The organism is Mycobacterium sp. URHD0025 (assembly GCF_000426065.1).
Lineage (GTDB): Bacteria > Actinomycetota > Actinomycetes > Mycobacteriales > Mycobacteriaceae > Mycobacterium.
Window position 1 is genome coordinate 575,925 of record NZ_AUEQ01000001.1, and the last position, 15,659, is coordinate 591,583.

Sequence of the window (15,659 nt, forward strand, 5' to 3'; positions counted from 1 at the left end):
GACTCAGAAGACCCGGACCTGACCTTCCAGCACCGGGACGGTCTCGGGCAGCTTGTAGGTCTCAATCCCGTTGCGGAACATCACGTTTTCGCGAGCGTACTCAGGTAGATGCTTGACCAGCCAGCGCGGATCGTCGAACGTCCAGTGCGGATAATCGGACGAGAACAGCAGGATCTTGTCGCACTCCATCCACTCGAGGGCCCGGGACAGTTCGGTCTTGTCCTCGGGGTAGTCCAGCGGCTGGGTGGTGAACTTGATGTGGTCCTTGACGTACTCGCTCGGCTTGCGCTTGATGTCCATCCAGCTCTTGCGCTTCTCATAGACGGCATCCATCCGCCACATCAACGGCAGGATCCAGGTGAAGGCGTGCTCGACGAACACGATGCGCAGTGTCGGGAACCGGTCGAAGACCCCGTCGAAGATCAGGCTCATCACCTGGTTGGCCGCCAGCAACGAGTAAGTGACCATGAAATCGTGGTTGTAGCTGGGCAATCCGACCGGCGGCAGCGGCAACTCGTCGTACTCACCGCGGGACAGGTGACAGCTCACCGTGATGTCGTGCTTGGTGGCCGCGGCCCAGATCGGGTCGTACTTCGGATCACCCCACGCCGGCCGCGGCTCGGCCTTGATCAGTACCTGCGCCATATAGGGGTGGCCGGCCCACCGCTCGATTTCCTGAGCGCCCAACTCCGGCGCTTCGACGGCCAGGCAGATCGACCCCCGCCAGCGCTGGTGCCAGTTGTTGTGGGAGTCCAGCCAGTGGTTGGCCTGCCAGTCGTTCAACGCGCAGTTCATCGCGTGGTTGGCCTCAGGGATATGGGCCGAGTACGCCGCCGGTTCGAGGACCGCGATGTCGGCGCCGGCCTCCATGATCAGTTGCCGGAACGCGAGATCCGGGTCGCTACCGGCGAATTCGCCATCGGCGGGAAAGGAATCGGTGCGCATCGCGTAGGCGTGCGCGTAGTCGGGGGCGTCGTAGTAGATCAGGTCGCCGACATCGTGGGTCCCGAAGTACTTGCTGCGCCACGGCTCGGGGATGTACTGACCCAGCTCACCGCTGCGGGGCACCGGATGCACATCGGAGTCGACACAGCGCACCGCGATGCGCTCGGCGGCGGGAACCCTCTGCGGTGTGGTCTGCGCAGACAATGTGTCAGTCATCATTCCCTCTCGATCACCGGCCGGCCGCGACGGCGATGGACTTGGTCTCGAGATATCCGTCGAGCCCTTCACGACCGAGTTCCCGGCCGTATCCGCTGTCCTTGACGCCGCCGAACGGTGCGAACGGATCCATCGTGTACCCCTGGTTTACCCCGAAAGTGCCCGTTTGTACACGTTCGGCGATGCTGACGCCGCGGTCGGTGTCCGCCGTCCACACCGAACCGGCCAATCCGTAATCGGAGTCATTGGCGATCGCGACAGCGTCGCGCTCGTCGGAGTAGGGGATCACCGTGAGGACCGGCCCGAAGATCTCCTCGCGGGCGATGCGCATCGCGTTGTTCGCCCCGGCGAACAGGGTGGGGCGCACATACCAACCGGTGTCGACGCCGTCGGGAAGGTCGGTCCCGCCGCAGACCAGCCGGGCCCCCTCGCGCTGCCCGAGGTCGATGTAGTCGCGTACCCGTTGTTGCTGCCGTCGCGAGACCAGCGGCCCCAGCTCCGTGGCGGGATCGGCGGGGTCACCCACGACGAGTGCAGTCATCCTGGCGGCCAGGGCGTCGACGAACTCCTGCTCACGCGCCGCGGGAACCAGAATGCGGGTCAGCGCATTACAGATCTGGCCGCTGTTGGACAGGCTGGCCGACCGGACACCCGCCGCAACACTTTCGGGGTCGGCGTCGTCGAGCACGACGGCCGCCGACTTACCGCCGAGTTCGAGGCTCACCTTGGTGAGGTTGGCGGCCGCGGCCGCCGCGACGGCCCGGCCCGCGGCACTGGAACCGGTGAACGAGATCTTGTCGACGCCGGGATGGCCGACCAGGTGGGCGCCCACCGCGGCATCACCCGGCACTACCGTGACGACACCGTCGGGCAGGCCGATCTCCTTGAGCATCTCCGCCAGAAACAGCGCGTCCAAAGGAGATTCGGGGGCGGGTTTGAGTACCACCGTGCAGCCGGCCAGCAACGCGGGCACCAGCTTGGTGATGATCAGGAACTGCGGCATGTTCCACGGCACGACGGCTGCGACGACGCCCACAGGATTCCGCCTGATGCGGACGTCGGATCCGAAGAAACCTGCGCGGGACTCGTCCCACGGGTACGACTCGGCGAGGTCGCAGAACGCCGGCATCATCATGGCCGGCAGGCCGACCTGTGCGCGTTGGGCGAAACTGATCGGCGCGCCCATCTCGGCGGAGATCAGCCGCGCCATCTCACCGCGTCTCTGTGCGTAGACGTCTGCCAGGCGCCGCACCGCGGCGATCCGCTCCGCCGGGTCGAGCCGTGGCCACGGCCCCTGGTCGAACGCCGCACGCGCGGCCGCCACCGCGGTGTCCACATCGGCCGGCCGGCCGGCCGGCACGCGGGCAATGGGCTGCTCGGTGTGCGGCGAGATCACCTCGATCGTGTCGCCGGGATCGCCGTCCAGCGACCAGTCGGCCTCGACGCCGAGATACTCCCCAAGATGCTGATCCATTCGGATCCTTCCGCCTCAGTACCCCCAGAGTATCAACTACTTGTCATTGGTGGAACTGCCGTCTACCGTCAAGCCTGAAGCCCTGGCCGGCGTCCGCAGCCCCATGTCGGCATCGTCGGTCGAATCACATCGCAGAGGAGCGGGCATGGCTCGGTTTCCCAAGCCGGCTGAAGGCAGCTGGACTCAGCACTACCCCGACCTGGGTACCGGCCCGGTGTCATACGAAGACTCGATCAGCCCGGAGATCTACGAACTTGAACGTAAGGCGATCTTCAAACGCGCCTGGCTGAATGTCGGCCGGGTAGAACAGCTTCCGCGCAAGGGCAGCTACTTCACCAGAGAGATGAAGGCGGCCAACACCTCGATCATCGTAGTGCGCGGGAAGACCGGGGATATCAAGGCCTTCCACAATGTCTGCCGCCACCGCGGCAACAAGCTGGTGTGGGATGACATGCCGTTGGAGGAGACCAGCGGCGTCTGCCGGCAGTTCACCTGCAAGTACCACGCCTGGCGTTACGACCTGGACGGCGAGCTGACGTTCGTCCAGCAGGAAGGCGAGTTCTTCGACCTCGACAAGAGCCGCTATCCCCTGGTGGGCGTGCACTGCGAGGTGTGGGAGGGGTTCATCTTCGTCAACTTCGCCAAGACCCCCGAGCAATCGCTGCGCGACTTCCTCGGCCCCATGATCACCAATCTGGAGGGCTACCCGTTCGGCAAGTTGACCTCCAAGTTCACCTATCGCTCTGAGGTGAAGGCGAATTGGAAGCTGTACATGGACGCCTTCCAGGAGTTCTACCACGCACCCATCCTGCATGCGAACCAATCCCCCACCGCCTACTCGAAGGCGGCCGCGCAGGCCGGTTTCGAGGCACCGCACTACCGGATCGAAGGGCCGCACCGGCTGGTGAGCACGTCCGGCGTGCGCGCCTGGGAGATGGCCGACGAGATGCGCAAGCCCATCGAAGACATCTGCCAGAGCGGCCTTTTCGGCCCGTGGGACAAACAGGACATCGGCGAGATGCCGGCCGGCCTCAACCCCGCCAAGTGCGATCCGTGGGGGTTGGACTCGTTCCAGTTGTTCCCCAATTTCGTGATCTTGTTCTGGGGTCAGGGCTGGTATCTCACCTACCACTACTGGCCGACCTCGTTCAACACGCACACCTTCGAATGCACGTTGTATTTTCCGGAGCCCCGCACCCCGCGGGAGCGGGTGGCACAGGAGCTGGCTGCCGTGTCCTTCAAGGAATACGGCCTGCAGGACGCCAACACCCTGGAAGCCACTCAGACTTCGATCGAAACCCGGGTGGTCGACGAGTTCCTGCTGTGCGATCAGGAAATCCTGCTCCGGCACCTGCACAAGGAGACCGCGGCATGGATCGAGGACTACCAGCGCAAGACCGCAGGAGTGTGACCCGATGAGCAGACTGCCGGCCGAATTCGCCGAGCTTGAACAGTTTTCGGACTGGTGCCTGTCCAGTGAGCCGCAGCGCTACGCCAAACGGCTGGCCAGCACCATGACCGAGATGCAGGCCTTCTACGACGCGATCACGCCGCGGGCCGAGGAGGCGATGAGCTACTGCGACAAGTTCAGCCTCGACGACCTGCCAGAGGATGTGCTCAACCTGATGCACCTGCTGTATTCGATGATCACGGTGTCCTTCCCGGTGGAGTGCTGGAAGCAGCCACGCGTGCCGGACTCCGGTGCGACGTCCCTGGACTGCGTCGTCGAGCCCGTGCCGTGAACTCCGCGGATTCCGGCGCCGGTACTCAGACGACGGTTCTGCGCGCGGCCCGCTGGGTGGACGTGGCCGCCGGGCAGGTCCGGTCCCCGGCGGTCATCGTCGTCGAGGGCAACCGCATCGCGTCGATCAATCCCGAAGGGCCGCTGCCGGATTCGGCCACCGTCGTCGACCTCGGCGACACCACCCTGCTGCCCGGGCTGATGGACATGGAACTCAACCTGCTGATCGGCGGACCGGGCAATCCCGGCGGACTGCCGACACCGATGCACGGTGTGCAGGACGACCCGGCGTACCGGACGCTGCGGGGCGCGGTCAACGCCCGCACCACCCTGGATGCCGGGTTCACCACAGTCCGCAACCTGGGCCTGATGGTCAAGACGGGCGGTTACCTGCTCGACGTCGCACTGCAGCGGGCGATCGATCAGGGCTGGCACCAAGGCCCCCGCATCTATCCGGCCGGCCACGCCGTCACACCCTACGGCGGGCACCTCGATCCCACGGTGTTCCAGCGACTGGCACCGGGCGTCATGCCGCTGTCGGTCGCCGAGGGCATCGCGAACGGCGTGCCGGACGTCATCGCGTGCGTGCGCTATCAGATCCGCCACGGGGCAAAGCTGATCAAGGTCTCGGCCTCCGGCGGCGTGATGTCCCACAGCACCGCACCGGGCGCCCAGCAGTACTCCGATGCCGAATTCGAGGCCATCGCCGACGAGGCCCACCGCGCCGGAGTCAAAGTCGCCGCCCACGCTGTCGGGGACACCGCCATCCAGGCCTGTATCCGGGCCGGCATCGACTGCATCGAACACGGATTCCTGGCCAGCGACGAGACGATCCAGATGATGGTCGACCATGGCACCTTCCTGGTGTCCACCACCTATCTGACCGACGCGATGGCCATCGACCGGATCGCACCGGAACTGCGCAAGAAGGCGCTCGAGGTGTTTCCGCGGGCGAAAGCCATGCTGCCCAAGGCCATTGCCGCCGGAGTTCGCATCGCCTGCGGCACCGACGCCCCGGCCGTCCCGCACGGCGAGAACGCCAAGGAGTTGTGTGCGCTCGTGGAGCGCGGCATGACGCCGATGCAGGCGATACAGGCCGCCACCGCGGTGGCCTCCGAGTTGGTCGATGCCGCCGACGAGCTCGGGCAGCTGGCACCGGGCTATCTGGCCGACGTCATCGCCGTCGCGGGCGATCCCAGCGTGGACATCGCGACGACACTCGACGTCCGGTTCGTGATGAAGGACGGCGCGATCTACAAAAACGCGGAGGCCACGGTGCGCTAGCGTCGAGGTGACGGGCACGGCAGGAGACGAGACGATGGACCTCACCGAGAACACCTTGTGGTGGCTCAAGCAGGCGTTCTATTTCTCGCTCACCGAGGTGAACGAGTCGGTCAAGGAGCACGGCGTCACCACCGCCCAGATCGGTGTCCTACGCCAGTTGACCAATCAACCGGGCCTGTCGGGGGCCGAGTTGGCCCGGCGCCTGCTGATCACTCCTCAGGGAGTTCAGCTTGCGCTGACCGCCCTGGAGAAGCGCGGCCTGGTCGAACGCAAACAGGACCCGCAGCACGGGCGCATCTTGCAGGTGTTCCTGACCGATGAGGGCCGCGCCGTGGCCTCGGCGGTGGTGGCCGACGCTGTCGCCGCCCATGAGCGGGTGTTCGGTGTACTCAGCACTGACGAGCAGGAGCAACTGAAGGCACTCCTGCGCCGGGTGATCGAGCAGGGAACGGGCCACACCCCGCATTCCGATCACATCGACCCGTGAGATCTCCGTCTCCCGATGAGGCGAGCAGCCAGGCCTAGTCGCGGCGTCGGCGGCCGATTCTCGACAGCCAGTCGGGAAACGCCAGCCCGTGGATTATCCGTTGCGTCCGGAAGTACTGGCGCGGAAGCGATGCCGTGTTGTAGGGCAGGTCGTACTTCTCGCACAGTTCCCGTACGCGAACGCTGACCTGCGAGAGGCGGTTGCTCGGCAGGTCGGGGAACAGGTGATGCTCGATCTGGTAGCACAGGTGACCGCCCGAGATCGCCAGCAGCGGGCTCACTTCGAAGTTGGCCGTCCCGAGCATCTGCCGCAGATACCATTCGCCTTTGGTCTCGTCCTCGACCACCGCCGGGTCGAACGTCTCGGCGCCGTCGGGGATGTGCCCGCAGATGATGTTCACGTACACCCACAGGTTCCGCAGCACATTCGCGGTGACATTGGCCGCCAGAGTCCGACGCCACCGGCGCAGACTGACCGCGGGCATGAACACGTAGTCCTTGGCCAACTGGCGGGCCGCCTTGCCGAAGAACTTCCGCTTCTCGACCGCAACGGCGTCCTGCGAGTCCAGCCGCAGACGCTCCGAGTGCAGCCCATGCAGACCGATACCCCACTCGAAGGTGGCTGCCAGCAAGAGGTTTCGCAGTGGTGTCGCGAGGTACCACGCGCGCCACGGCTGGTCGGGGGTCACCCGCAGTAAGCGGTAGCCGATGTCCTCGTCCATGCCGAGCACATTGCTGTAGACGTGATGCCGGTAGTTGTGCGAGTACCGCCACTGCGCGGAATGCCCGACCATGTCCCACTCCCAGGTATTGGAGTGGATCTCGGGGTCGTTCATCCAATCCCACTGGCCATGGGAGATGTTGTGGCCGAGTTCCATGTTCTCGACGGACTTCGCGTAGGCCAGCGCGCACGTTCCCACCAACCAGCCGGTCTTCGACCGACTGCCGGCGATCATCAGTCGCGCCCCGACATCGAGCGCCCGCTGGAAAAGGATCACCCGCCGGATATAGGCCGCGTCCTGCGCCCCGAGCGACTCCTCGACGTCACGGCGGATCACGTCGAGTTCATAGCCGATCTCTTCGACGTCCTCGCTGCTGAGATGCAGGTAGGTGGAGACATCGGTGATCGCCATCAAGGTGTCCTCGGGTGGGTGCAGCGTTGGAGCGGTGCAGTCCGGGCCACCGCGAGGGCCAAACCGCAGCGTAGAGGCTCCGGCTCGACGATTGGTAATCGAGGTGCGTCGGGGCGTCCATATCTACCACTTGAGATTAATGACAAGTACTTGATATTGTTGGTCGCGATGGAGACATCGACGACGCCCCGCGCAGAACCCACCGACGTGACAGACGCCGACGGGTTCGCACCCCTGCGCATCAAGCAGGTGATCCCGGAAACCACCGACGCCGTGTCACTGGTTTTCGACGTCCCAGAGGTGCACAAAGACCGATTCCGTTATCTGGCCGGCCAATTCGTCACCCTTAGGGTGACGATCGATGGTGCCGATCAGCGTCGGTGTTATTCGATGTCCTCGTCCCCGGCCGTCGAGTCTGATCTGCGGATCACCGTCAAGCGCGATCGAGACGGCCTGGTCTCCAATTGGATCAACGACACGGTGCGCGTCGGCGACGAAGTGCATGTCGCCCCACCCGAGGGGCGCTTCGTGCTCACCTCCACCGACGGTGATGTCGTCACCTTCGCCGGCGGCAGCGGCATCACTCCGGTGTTCTCCTTGGTGCATTCGGCGCTGGCCGCCACCACCCGCAAAGCCCGTCTGTTCTACGCCAACCGCAACCTCGAATCGGTGATCTTCCGCGATGCGCTGGCGGGCCTGACCGACTCCCACAGCGAGCGCCTCGAGGTGCATCACCATCTCGACGACCTCGACGGCGTCGTCTCACCACGACACATCGCCGACTTCATCGGCAGTGCGGAGCCGGGACACGACCGCGCGGATACCGACTACTACGTCTGCGGTCCGGCCCCGTTCATGGACACCGTCGAACGCGTCCTGCTCGATGCCGGGATCCCCAAACAGCGGGTGCATCTCGAGCGCTTCACTGTCGCGGCGATTCCGCCTCCCGACCCGGCCGAACCCGTGGTCACCGAAGAGGTGACCATCGAATTGGGTCGCAGCACCGTCACCGCGCCCTACCGCGCGGGCAACACCTTGCTGCAGACCGCTCGGCTGGCCGGCCTGAAAGCCCCGTCGTCATGCGAAACCGGTTCGTGCGGAACATGTATGGCTCAGGTGGTACAGGGCACGGCCCGAATGCTCAACAACGACGCCCTCGATGACGACGAGGTCGCCGATGGGTGGGTGGTGACGTGTCAGACGATCCCCACCAGTCGCACAGTGACAGTGGTCTACGAGTGAGAACAGGTGGCTGAAATGACGAACAGGGTGGCCGTGGTGACCGGCGGGGCTTCCGGCATGGGCGAAGCGACATGCCACGAGTTGGGCCGGCGTGGCCACAAGGTCGCGGTGCTCGACGTGAATGCCGATGCCGCCCAACGTGTCACCGATGATCTGCGGTCGGCCGGTGTCACCGCATTCGCGGTCGGCGCCGACATCACCGACCGCGCCGCCGTGGAAGAGGCATTCGGCAAGGTCCGCAGTGAGCTGGGAGCCGTGGGCATCCTGGTCACCAGCGCGGGCATGTTCGGGTACGCGTCGTTCGCCGAGATCACCGAGCAGTCCTGGGCCCAGATGATCGACGTGAACCTGAGCGGAACCTTCCGGTGTTGTCAGGTCGCCCTTCCCGACATGGTCGACGCCGGTTGGGGCCGCATCGTGATGATCTCCTCGTCGAGCGCCCAGCGCGGCACACCGTTCGCGGCGCACTACGCCGCGTCCAAAGGCGCGCTGTTGACGTTGACCAAATCGCTGGCCCGCGAATATGCCGCGCACGGCATCACGGTCAACAACATCCCGCCGTCCGGGATCGAGACGCCGATGCAACACCAGTCGCAGGCGGCAGGCCATCTGCCGTCCAATGAGACCATCGCCGCCAACATTCCCCTCGGCCGGCTGGGAACCGGTGCGGATATCGCTGCCGCCGTGGGATTCCTGTGCTCCGAGGAGGCCGGGTTCATCACCGGTCAGACCCTCGGCGTGAACGGCGGCTCGGTGATGTAGCGACGGGTGCCGCCCAGCAGTCCCAAAACCCACTAGTCACACGGAGGTTCGCATGGCAACCAAGTGGCCCAAGCCGGCCGAGGGGTCCTGGACCGAGCACTATCCGGATCTGGGTACCGGGCCGATACCGTTTCGGGATTCGATCTCTCCCGAGTTCTACGCCATGGAGCGAGAGGCGGTCTTCAAGCGGGCCTGGCTCAACATCAGCCGGGTGGAGGAGACTCCCGAGGTCGGGAGTTTCATCACCCGCCAGATCGAGGCCGCCGATGCATCGCTGCTCCTGGTCAAAGACCACGACGGCGGTATCCGGGCCTACCACAACATGTGCCGTAGACGTGGGCACCCGCTGGTACCGGCAGACTTCCGGGCCACCGAATTGCGCCGCACCGACGGCGAATTCGAATGCCGGCACTGCGGATGGCGTTACGGTCTCGACGGGAAGCTGCTCTCACAGCCTGACACCGAGACCTTCAGCGACCTGGATGCCGCCGAGTACGGCCTCGTCCCGGTGCACTGCGATGTCTGGGCCGGCTTCGTGTTCGTCAACTTCGACAGCGAGCCACGCCAAACCCTGCGCGACTTCCTGGGTCCGATGGTCACCGCACTCGATGACTACCCGTTCGGCAAACTCACCGAGCGATACGACTGGGTGGCCCACAACAACAGCAACTGGAAGATCTTCGCCGACGCCTTCCAGGAGTACTACCACGTGCCTTCGCTGCACACCCAGCAGGTTCCTCCGGAAGTCCGGGATCCCAACGCGGGCTTCACGTGTGGACATTTCCAGCTCGACGGACCGCACCGGCTGGTCTCGACAGCCGGCACCCGACGCTGGCTACTCGCACCCGAGTACATGTACCCGATCGAGCGGGCCACCCAGAGCGGGCTCGTGGGTCCGTGGCGGACCCCGGACATCGGTGACCTACCGATGCAAGGACTCAACCCGGGAAACATCGAGCCGTGGGGCATCAGCAATTTCCAGATCTTTCCCAACCTGGAGATCCTGATCTACGGCGGCTGGTATCTGCTGTACCGCTACTGGCCGACCTCGCACAACACCCACCGGTTCGAGGCGTTCACCTATTTTCACCCGGCCCGCACGGTGCGAGAGCGCATCGAACACGAAGTGGCCGCTGTGGTGCTCAAAGAGTTCGCCCTCCAGGACGCCGGCATGCTCGGTGGCACGCAGGCCGCGCTCGAGTACGACGTGATCGACGACTTTCCGCTCAACGATCAGGAGATCTTGGTGCGCCACCTGCACAAGGTCGCCGTCGACTGGGTCGACGCCTATCAGCGCGAACGCACACCGGCAGGAGCGTCACGATGACGTCTGCCCGACTGCCGAGCGCTTTCGAAGAGCTGGAGCCCTACGCCGAGATCTGGTGCCTGCCATCGGAGACCGAACGCTGGGACCGTCGCCTGGCGAGCACCATGCCCGAAATGCACCAGTTCTACGACGCCTTCTTCCCGCGGCTCGAAGAGGCGATCGAGTACTGCGACAAGTTTCCGCTCGACGACATTCCCGACGATGCGCTCAATCTGCTGCACATGATCTATTCGCTGATCATGGTCTCGATGTCGGTGGAGATCATGCATCACCCGGCCCCGATCGACGCCGCCGACGCAGTCATGATCCGCACCGGAGACCCACGGCCATAACCGGCACCGAACACGAAAGGACACACCGATGAGTGTGTTGACCATCAACAAGCTGACCACGTCGGTGGGTGCCGAGGTTGTCGGTGTCGACGCCGAACGCCTGGGCACCGACGACAGCCTCGGAGCTGCCGTCCTGGATGCCCTGGAAGACAACGGCGTCCTGGTGTTCCACGACCTACACCTGAATCCCGAAGCCCAGGTGGCGTTCTCGCAGCGGCTCGGCGAGATCGACCGCTCCGCGGACGGCCACCACCCCGTCTCGGGCATCTACCCGATCACGCTGGACAAGACGAAGAACAAGGCCGCCGAATATCTCAAGGCCACGTTCGACTGGCATATCGACGGCTGCACACCCGTGCACGACGAATGCCCGCAGAAGGCGACGGTGCTGTCGGCCGTCGAGGTCGCCGCCCGGGGCGGGGAGACGGAGTTCGCCAACGCGTACGCCGCCTATGACTCCCTGACCGAAGCCGAGAAGGAACGCTTCGGCTCGCTGCGGGTGGTGCATTCCCTGGAAGCGTCGCAGCGGCGCGTCTACCCGGACCCGACGCCGGAGCAGCGGCAGCGGTGGGCGGCCCGTCCGACGCACGAGAACCCGCTGGTCTGGACGCACCGTAATGGCCGGAAGTCCTTGGTACTGGGCGCTTCAGCCGATTACATCGCCGGCATGGATCTCGATGAGGGGCGCGCTCTGCTCGCCGAACTCCTCGCCCGCGCCACCACGCCGGACAAGGTGTACCGCCACAAGTGGTCGGTCGGTGACACCGTCATCTGGGACAACCAGGGCGTCCTGCACCGGGCGGCGCCGTATGAGCCCAACTCACCGCGGCACATGCTGCGCACCACGGTGCTGGGGGACGAACCGATTCAGTAACCGGTGCGCGGCGTCCGATCCGTCAGCTGTCGTCGACAACCCTGATAATCGTCTTGCCTGCGACGCGCTGCGCCGGGTCGAATGCCGACACCGCATCCGAGAGCGGAAGAACCGCCCCGATGGGCGGCCGCAGCTCACCCTTGCGGAGTTTGCGCTCGAGCATGCCGAGCTGGCGCCGGTCCGGCTCGACGACGAAGAACACCGCTCGAGCGTCGGCCGGCTGGACGCGCGGGGGTTCGGCGATGGTGACCAGGGTGCCGCCCGGACGCACCACCTGCACCGAGCGATCCAGAATCTCACCGCCGATCACGTCCAAGACCACGTCGACGTGGCCGACGACCTCTGGCCACCCCCGCTCGAGATCGATGAACGCATCGATACCGAGAGCGAGGGCAGTGTCCCGCTGCGCGGCTCGACCACTGCCGATCACCCGCGCTCCGCACGCCTGCGCCAGTTGCGCAGCGATCGATCCGACAGCGCCCACCACACCATGGACCAACACGGTCTGCCCGATCGCAAGCTTTCCGTGGTCGAACAATGCCTGCCAGGCTGTCAGTCCCGAGATCGGAAGCGCTGCCGCCACCGTGTGGTCGACATCGGCCGACAGCGGGGCAAGATTGCGCGCCTCGACCGCGACATACTCGGCGAGCGTACCGTTGCGGGCCCAGTCCGTGACCCCGAACACCCGCTGGCCGACAGTCAGACCCGTTGTGCCATAGCCAAGTTCGACGACGTTTCCGGAGACTTCGTGCCCCGGCACGGTAGGCGTCCGGTCCCGCCCCGCGCGATCAGTCCACGTTCCCGGCCAGTCCAGCTCGCCAGGGGTGAACGCGGCCGCGTGCACCTGGACTATGACGTCGTTCTCTGCCGCATGCGGGTACGGCATCTCCGACAGCGACAGTCCGGCGACGCCCGCTGCACGGTCGCCGGTGATGACTGCTTTCACCGTTGTTTCCTCGCTTCTCCATCAGCCGATCTAGATCTGGCGCACACTCGGATGACGCAAGTGGTCGCGAGCCTCGATCTCGTCGGGGTCCAGCATGGTGATCATGTCGACGCCTGGCGCGCAGATGCATACCGCGAGGAACACGCTGCGGTGGTGCGGATCCGGATTCGCGACCTGGTAGTGGACCACATCGCCGCCTGGTTCCCAGAACGCCTCGCCGGCAATGATCTTCCTGGGAGCCTCACCCTCCAGTTCGAACAGGATCGAACCCTCCAGAACGTAACCGAAGACGGGTCCGGAGTGGCGGTGCGGTTGCACCCCCTCGTCTGCCGGCGGGATCTCGACGACCTGCGTCATGGCATGTGCGCCCTCAGGGATCCATGGCGGCGTGACACACAGCAGATCCGTGATCGTGACATTGCCTGCAGCCAGCATCGGTCATCTCCTTCGCTCGAACCGTCGCACCTCCATCAGACCAACGCGGCTCCATCAAGTCCAACGAACAATGTTGATCATCTCTATCGCGAAACGCGATACTGCGACCATGGAACTTCGTCAGCTTGAATACTTCATCGCCGTCGCCGGCGAGATGAGTTTCTCCCGGGCCGCGACCCAGACACATGTTGTTCAGTCAGCCCTCTCGACGGCAGTCGCAAAACTGGAGAAGGAACTCGGAGTCGACTTGTTCGACCGCTCCAAACATCAGATCAGAATCACGCCTGCGGGAGAGTTGTTCCGCGACCACGCCCGCCAAGTGGTCCAGACCGCGCGGCTGGCCAAGGACGCGGTAAGCGCATACCACGGCGAGCTCACGGGCACAGTCGATCTCGGGTCGCTCATCTCGTTCGGCACCCTCGACGTACCGAAGGTGCTCGGCGACTTTCACCGCGACTATCCGTTCGTACGCATCAGATTGCGACAAAGCCAAACTGGTTCAATAGCTTATCTTTCGGCGATCGCCGACGGATCACTCGACCTGGCTCTCATATCAGCCCCCGACCGGTTCCCCAATCGTGTTGAGATGCAGCTGCTGTGCGAAGAGCCGATGGTTTTCGTCTGCAGCACCGATCACCCTCTCGCACAGCGTGACGCCGTCGGGGTCACCGAACTCTGCGATGAGGACCTGATCGGCTTCCCGCCCGAGTTCGGGCTCAGGCGCCTCGTCGACGCCGCATTCACTGCCGCAGGCGTTACGGCACGCGTCTCTCACGAAGTGGCCCTCGAATATTCGATCGCCGGGCGCCTGGTCCGACACGGGTTGGGCACGATCGTCATGCCGGCCAGCGAGGCAGCCCACTATCCAGACCTTCGCGCCATCGAGATACGACCGGCGATCGTGTGGCAGATCTACCTCGCTTCGGCCGAACAGTCGAGGCTAGGACCCGCCAGCGCCAAGCTGGCAGAATTCCTGCTCGCCTCCGCACCCCCTCATCGGCACGCGAAGTCACGCTAGCGCGGCGTCACACGAGGCCACACTACTGCGGCATCGCGGACTCGACGACCGTCAGCTTCTCCGAAAGCCCTGCCACCCTTCGGATTTCCCGGAACTCCTCGATCATGCAGTCGGTGAGCTCATGAGGATCTTCGACCGTGGCGTCATCGGAGAGCACCGAGATGTTGAGTTGGTCGACATAGCTCCACACGGTGATGTTGAGTCCACTGCCAGTGGTGATCGGGCCCACCGAGTAGATCTCGGTGACCGTGGCGCCGCCCACCTTGCCGCGTTCCCGAGGGCCGGGCACGTTGGAGATGTTGAGGTTGAGCACCTTGTTCTGACCGTCCTGATGGGACAGCCATTTGAACATCGCCTCCACCGGGGCCGGCGGCATGTACGCGGCCCAGCGCGCGATCAGTTCCGGGCCGATCAGTTGATGGCTCTCCTTGGCCAGAGCGGCCGCATCATGGGCCTGGCGCACCCGCTCGGCCGTGTCGGCGACATCGACCGGCAGCGCCACCAGCACACCGCTGAACCGGTTCCCCGAGATGCGGTCCGGCGAGAAGTCGAAACTCATCGGCACCGAGGCCAGCAACGGATGGTCGGCCTTGCCGTCGTACTTGAGGGACAACTTGCGCAATGCCCCCGACGACATGGCCAGCACGACGTCGTTGATGGTGATGCCGAGTGCCTTGCTGGTTTCCTTGACGTCGGCCAATGCCAGTGTGGCCGTGGCGAACAGGCGTTTCTCGTCGAGGATGTGGTTCATGAAGCTGGGCGGCGGGGTGAAGGGCCGGGTCAGCTCGGGTGACAGCTTGCGGCTGCTGCGCCGTACCCGCCCGAAGCCCTTGGCCGTGTAGCGGACAGTCCCGGGCAACCGGCCGAGCTGACGCATGTGGTCGACGAACGCCGAGCGCACCAACTCGGTCTTGGTGGGCGCGGGGTCGGTGGCATACGAGTCGTCGTCGCGCTGCGGGCCGTCACTCAGGTCCATCCCGCGGGCCAGCAGGTTCGCCGAGGCGACCCCGTCGGCCAGCGCGTGGTGGATCTTGCCGACCACCGCGATGCGCCCATTCGCCAGACCTTCGACGAAATACATCTCCCACAGGGGCCGGCTGCGGTCCAGGGCGGTACTGCCGATCTCGCCGATGGCCTCGTCGAGCTCGCGGCGCCCGCCCGGCGCGCGTACCCGCCACGGCCGGACGTGGTACTCCAGGTCGACATCGCAGTTCTCCCGCCACATCGGGTGGTGGAACTTGAACGGGATGTCGACAAGCTGATAGCGGAACGGGTCCAGCTTGTGCAGCCGTCCGCGGATCACCTCCCGGAACTCATCGATCCCGAAAGTCCGGCCCCCCATGTCGTCGAGCGCGATGACCGCGATCTTCAACGTGTGCATGTGCACATTGGGCGTCTCGGTATACAGCAGGAACGCGTCCCACCCACTCAACCGTTTCACGGT

At 65.0% G+C, this 15,659-nt stretch carries 16 protein-coding genes; 10 read left to right on the top strand and 6 right to left on the bottom strand.

Annotated features, from left to right (window positions below):
- Positions 1 to 3: 3 nt before the first annotated feature.
- Together H977_RS0102750 and H977_RS0102755 are read right to left on the bottom strand one after the other, a co-directional pair.
- Positions 4 to 1,161: an amidohydrolase family protein gene (locus H977_RS0102750; protein WP_036474992.1), complete on the bottom strand. Its 1,158-nt coding sequence runs from the start codon at positions 1,159 to 1,161 to the stop codon at positions 4 to 6.
- 13 nt (positions 1,162 to 1,174) lie between these two features.
- Positions 1,175 to 2,635: an aldehyde dehydrogenase gene (locus tag H977_RS0102755; protein WP_081681579.1), complete on the bottom strand. Its 1,461-nt coding sequence runs from the start codon at positions 2,633 to 2,635 to the stop codon at positions 1,175 to 1,177.
- Between the two features lie 145 nt (positions 2,636 to 2,780).
- Between H977_RS0102755 and H977_RS0102760 the strand changes: the two genes are divergently transcribed.
- From H977_RS0102760 to H977_RS0102775, 4 genes are read left to right on the top strand one after another with little or no spacing between them, the layout of a single operon-like run.
- The gene (locus H977_RS0102760; RefSeq protein WP_029106417.1) at positions 2,781 to 4,046 is read left to right on the top strand and encodes an aromatic ring-hydroxylating oxygenase subunit alpha; all 1,266 of its coding nucleotides are present in this window, start codon (positions 2,781 to 2,783) and stop codon (positions 4,044 to 4,046) included.
- 4 nt (positions 4,047 to 4,050) lie between these two features.
- On the top strand, positions 4,051 to 4,377 hold the full coding sequence (locus H977_RS0102765; protein ID WP_029106418.1) for a hypothetical protein: 327 nt from the start codon (positions 4,051 to 4,053) through the stop codon (positions 4,375 to 4,377).
- Entirely contained in the window at positions 4,374 to 5,660 is a 1,287-nt protein-coding gene (locus tag H977_RS0102770) for a metal-dependent hydrolase family protein (protein ID WP_051288570.1), read from the top strand. Before H977_RS0102765 ends, H977_RS0102770 begins: the two co-directional genes overlap by 4 nt.
- A 34-nt stretch (positions 5,661 to 5,694) precedes the next feature.
- On the top strand, positions 5,695 to 6,147 hold the full coding sequence (locus H977_RS0102775; protein ID WP_029106420.1) for a MarR family winged helix-turn-helix transcriptional regulator: 453 nt from the start codon (positions 5,695 to 5,697) through the stop codon (positions 6,145 to 6,147).
- Between the two features lie 34 nt (positions 6,148 to 6,181).
- Here H977_RS0102775 and H977_RS0102780 read toward each other — a convergent pair whose 3' ends face one another.
- On the bottom strand, positions 6,182 to 7,279 hold the full coding sequence (locus tag H977_RS0102780; protein WP_029106421.1) for a fatty acid desaturase family protein: 1,098 nt from the start codon (positions 7,277 to 7,279) through the stop codon (positions 6,182 to 6,184).
- Positions 7,280 to 7,447: 168 nt separating this feature from the next.
- Between H977_RS0102780 and H977_RS0102785 the strand changes: the two genes are divergently transcribed.
- From H977_RS0102785 to H977_RS0102805, 5 genes are read left to right on the top strand one after another with little or no spacing between them, the layout of a single operon-like run.
- A complete protein-coding gene (locus tag H977_RS0102785) occupies positions 7,448 to 8,521 on the top strand; it encodes a ferredoxin--NADP reductase (protein ID WP_051288572.1) in 1,074 nt (357 codons plus the stop codon).
- Between the two features lie 15 nt (positions 8,522 to 8,536).
- A complete protein-coding gene (locus tag H977_RS0102790; protein ID WP_036474826.1) occupies positions 8,537 to 9,283 on the top strand; it encodes an SDR family NAD(P)-dependent oxidoreductase in 747 nt (248 codons plus the stop codon).
- A 52-nt stretch (positions 9,284 to 9,335) separates the two neighbouring features.
- A complete protein-coding gene (locus tag H977_RS0102795; RefSeq protein WP_029106424.1) occupies positions 9,336 to 10,610 on the top strand; it encodes an aromatic ring-hydroxylating oxygenase subunit alpha in 1,275 nt (424 codons plus the stop codon).
- The gene (locus H977_RS0102800; protein WP_029106425.1) at positions 10,607 to 10,942 is read left to right on the top strand and encodes a hypothetical protein; all 336 of its coding nucleotides are present in this window, start codon (positions 10,607 to 10,609) and stop codon (positions 10,940 to 10,942) included. Before H977_RS0102795 ends, H977_RS0102800 begins: the two co-directional genes overlap by 4 nt.
- A gap of 28 nt (positions 10,943 to 10,970) precedes the next feature.
- Positions 10,971 to 11,816: a TauD/TfdA dioxygenase family protein gene (locus tag H977_RS0102805; protein WP_029106426.1), complete on the top strand. Its 846-nt coding sequence runs from the start codon at positions 10,971 to 10,973 to the stop codon at positions 11,814 to 11,816.
- A gap of 22 nt (positions 11,817 to 11,838) precedes the next feature.
- Here H977_RS0102805 and H977_RS0102810 read toward each other — a convergent pair whose 3' ends face one another.
- Both H977_RS0102810 and H977_RS0102815 read right to left on the bottom strand, forming a co-directional pair.
- Positions 11,839 to 12,702 (bottom strand): NADP-dependent oxidoreductase, encoded by an 864-nt coding sequence (locus H977_RS0102810; protein ID WP_502691131.1) that lies wholly within the window; start codon positions 12,700 to 12,702, stop codon positions 11,839 to 11,841.
- Positions 12,703 to 12,792: 90 nt separating this feature from the next.
- Entirely contained in the window at positions 12,793 to 13,197 is a 405-nt protein-coding gene (locus tag H977_RS0102815) for a cupin domain-containing protein (RefSeq protein WP_029106428.1), read from the bottom strand.
- A 109-nt stretch (positions 13,198 to 13,306) separates the two neighbouring features.
- Between H977_RS0102815 and H977_RS0102820 the strand changes: the two genes are divergently transcribed.
- Complete coding sequence (locus H977_RS0102820) at positions 13,307 to 14,215, top strand: LysR family transcriptional regulator (RefSeq protein ID WP_029106429.1); 909 nt, start codon at positions 13,307 to 13,309, stop codon at positions 14,213 to 14,215.
- Positions 14,216 to 14,237: 22 nt separating this feature from the next.
- On the opposite strand, the gene H977_RS0102825 is transcribed toward H977_RS0102820, so the two are convergent.
- A complete protein-coding gene (locus H977_RS0102825; RefSeq protein WP_029106430.1) occupies positions 14,238 to 15,656 on the bottom strand; it encodes a WS/DGAT/MGAT family O-acyltransferase in 1,419 nt (472 codons plus the stop codon).
- Between the last annotated feature and the right edge of the window lie 3 nt (positions 15,657 to 15,659).

Coding starts and splice junctions, on each gene's coding strand:
- H977_RS0102750 (WP_036474992.1), bottom strand. CDS start 1,161: ATGACTGACACATTGTCTGCGCAGACCACACCGCAGAGGGTTCCCGCC.
- H977_RS0102755 (WP_081681579.1), bottom strand. CDS start 2,635: ATGGATCAGCATCTTGGGGAGTATCTCGGCGTCGAGGCCGACTGGTCG.
- H977_RS0102760 (WP_029106417.1), top strand. CDS start 2,781: ATGGCTCGGTTTCCCAAGCCGGCTGAAGGCAGCTGGACTCAGCACTAC.
- H977_RS0102765 (WP_029106418.1), top strand. CDS start 4,051: ATGAGCAGACTGCCGGCCGAATTCGCCGAGCTTGAACAGTTTTCGGAC.
- H977_RS0102775 (WP_029106420.1), top strand. CDS start 5,695: ATGGACCTCACCGAGAACACCTTGTGGTGGCTCAAGCAGGCGTTCTAT.
- H977_RS0102780 (WP_029106421.1), bottom strand. CDS start 7,279: ATGGCGATCACCGATGTCTCCACCTACCTGCATCTCAGCAGCGAGGAC.
- H977_RS0102785 (WP_051288572.1), top strand. CDS start 7,448: ATGGAGACATCGACGACGCCCCGCGCAGAACCCACCGACGTGACAGAC.
- H977_RS0102790 (WP_036474826.1), top strand. CDS start 8,537: ATGACGAACAGGGTGGCCGTGGTGACCGGCGGGGCTTCCGGCATGGGC.
- H977_RS0102795 (WP_029106424.1), top strand. CDS start 9,336: ATGGCAACCAAGTGGCCCAAGCCGGCCGAGGGGTCCTGGACCGAGCAC.
- H977_RS0102800 (WP_029106425.1), top strand. CDS start 10,607: ATGACGTCTGCCCGACTGCCGAGCGCTTTCGAAGAGCTGGAGCCCTAC.
- H977_RS0102805 (WP_029106426.1), top strand. CDS start 10,971: ATGAGTGTGTTGACCATCAACAAGCTGACCACGTCGGTGGGTGCCGAG.
- H977_RS0102810 (WP_502691131.1), bottom strand. CDS start 12,702: ATGCCGTACCCGCATGCGGCAGAGAACGACGTCATAGTCCAGGTGCAC.
- H977_RS0102815 (WP_029106428.1), bottom strand. CDS start 13,197: ATGCTGGCTGCAGGCAATGTCACGATCACGGATCTGCTGTGTGTCACG.
- H977_RS0102820 (WP_029106429.1), top strand. CDS start 13,307: ATGGAACTTCGTCAGCTTGAATACTTCATCGCCGTCGCCGGCGAGATG.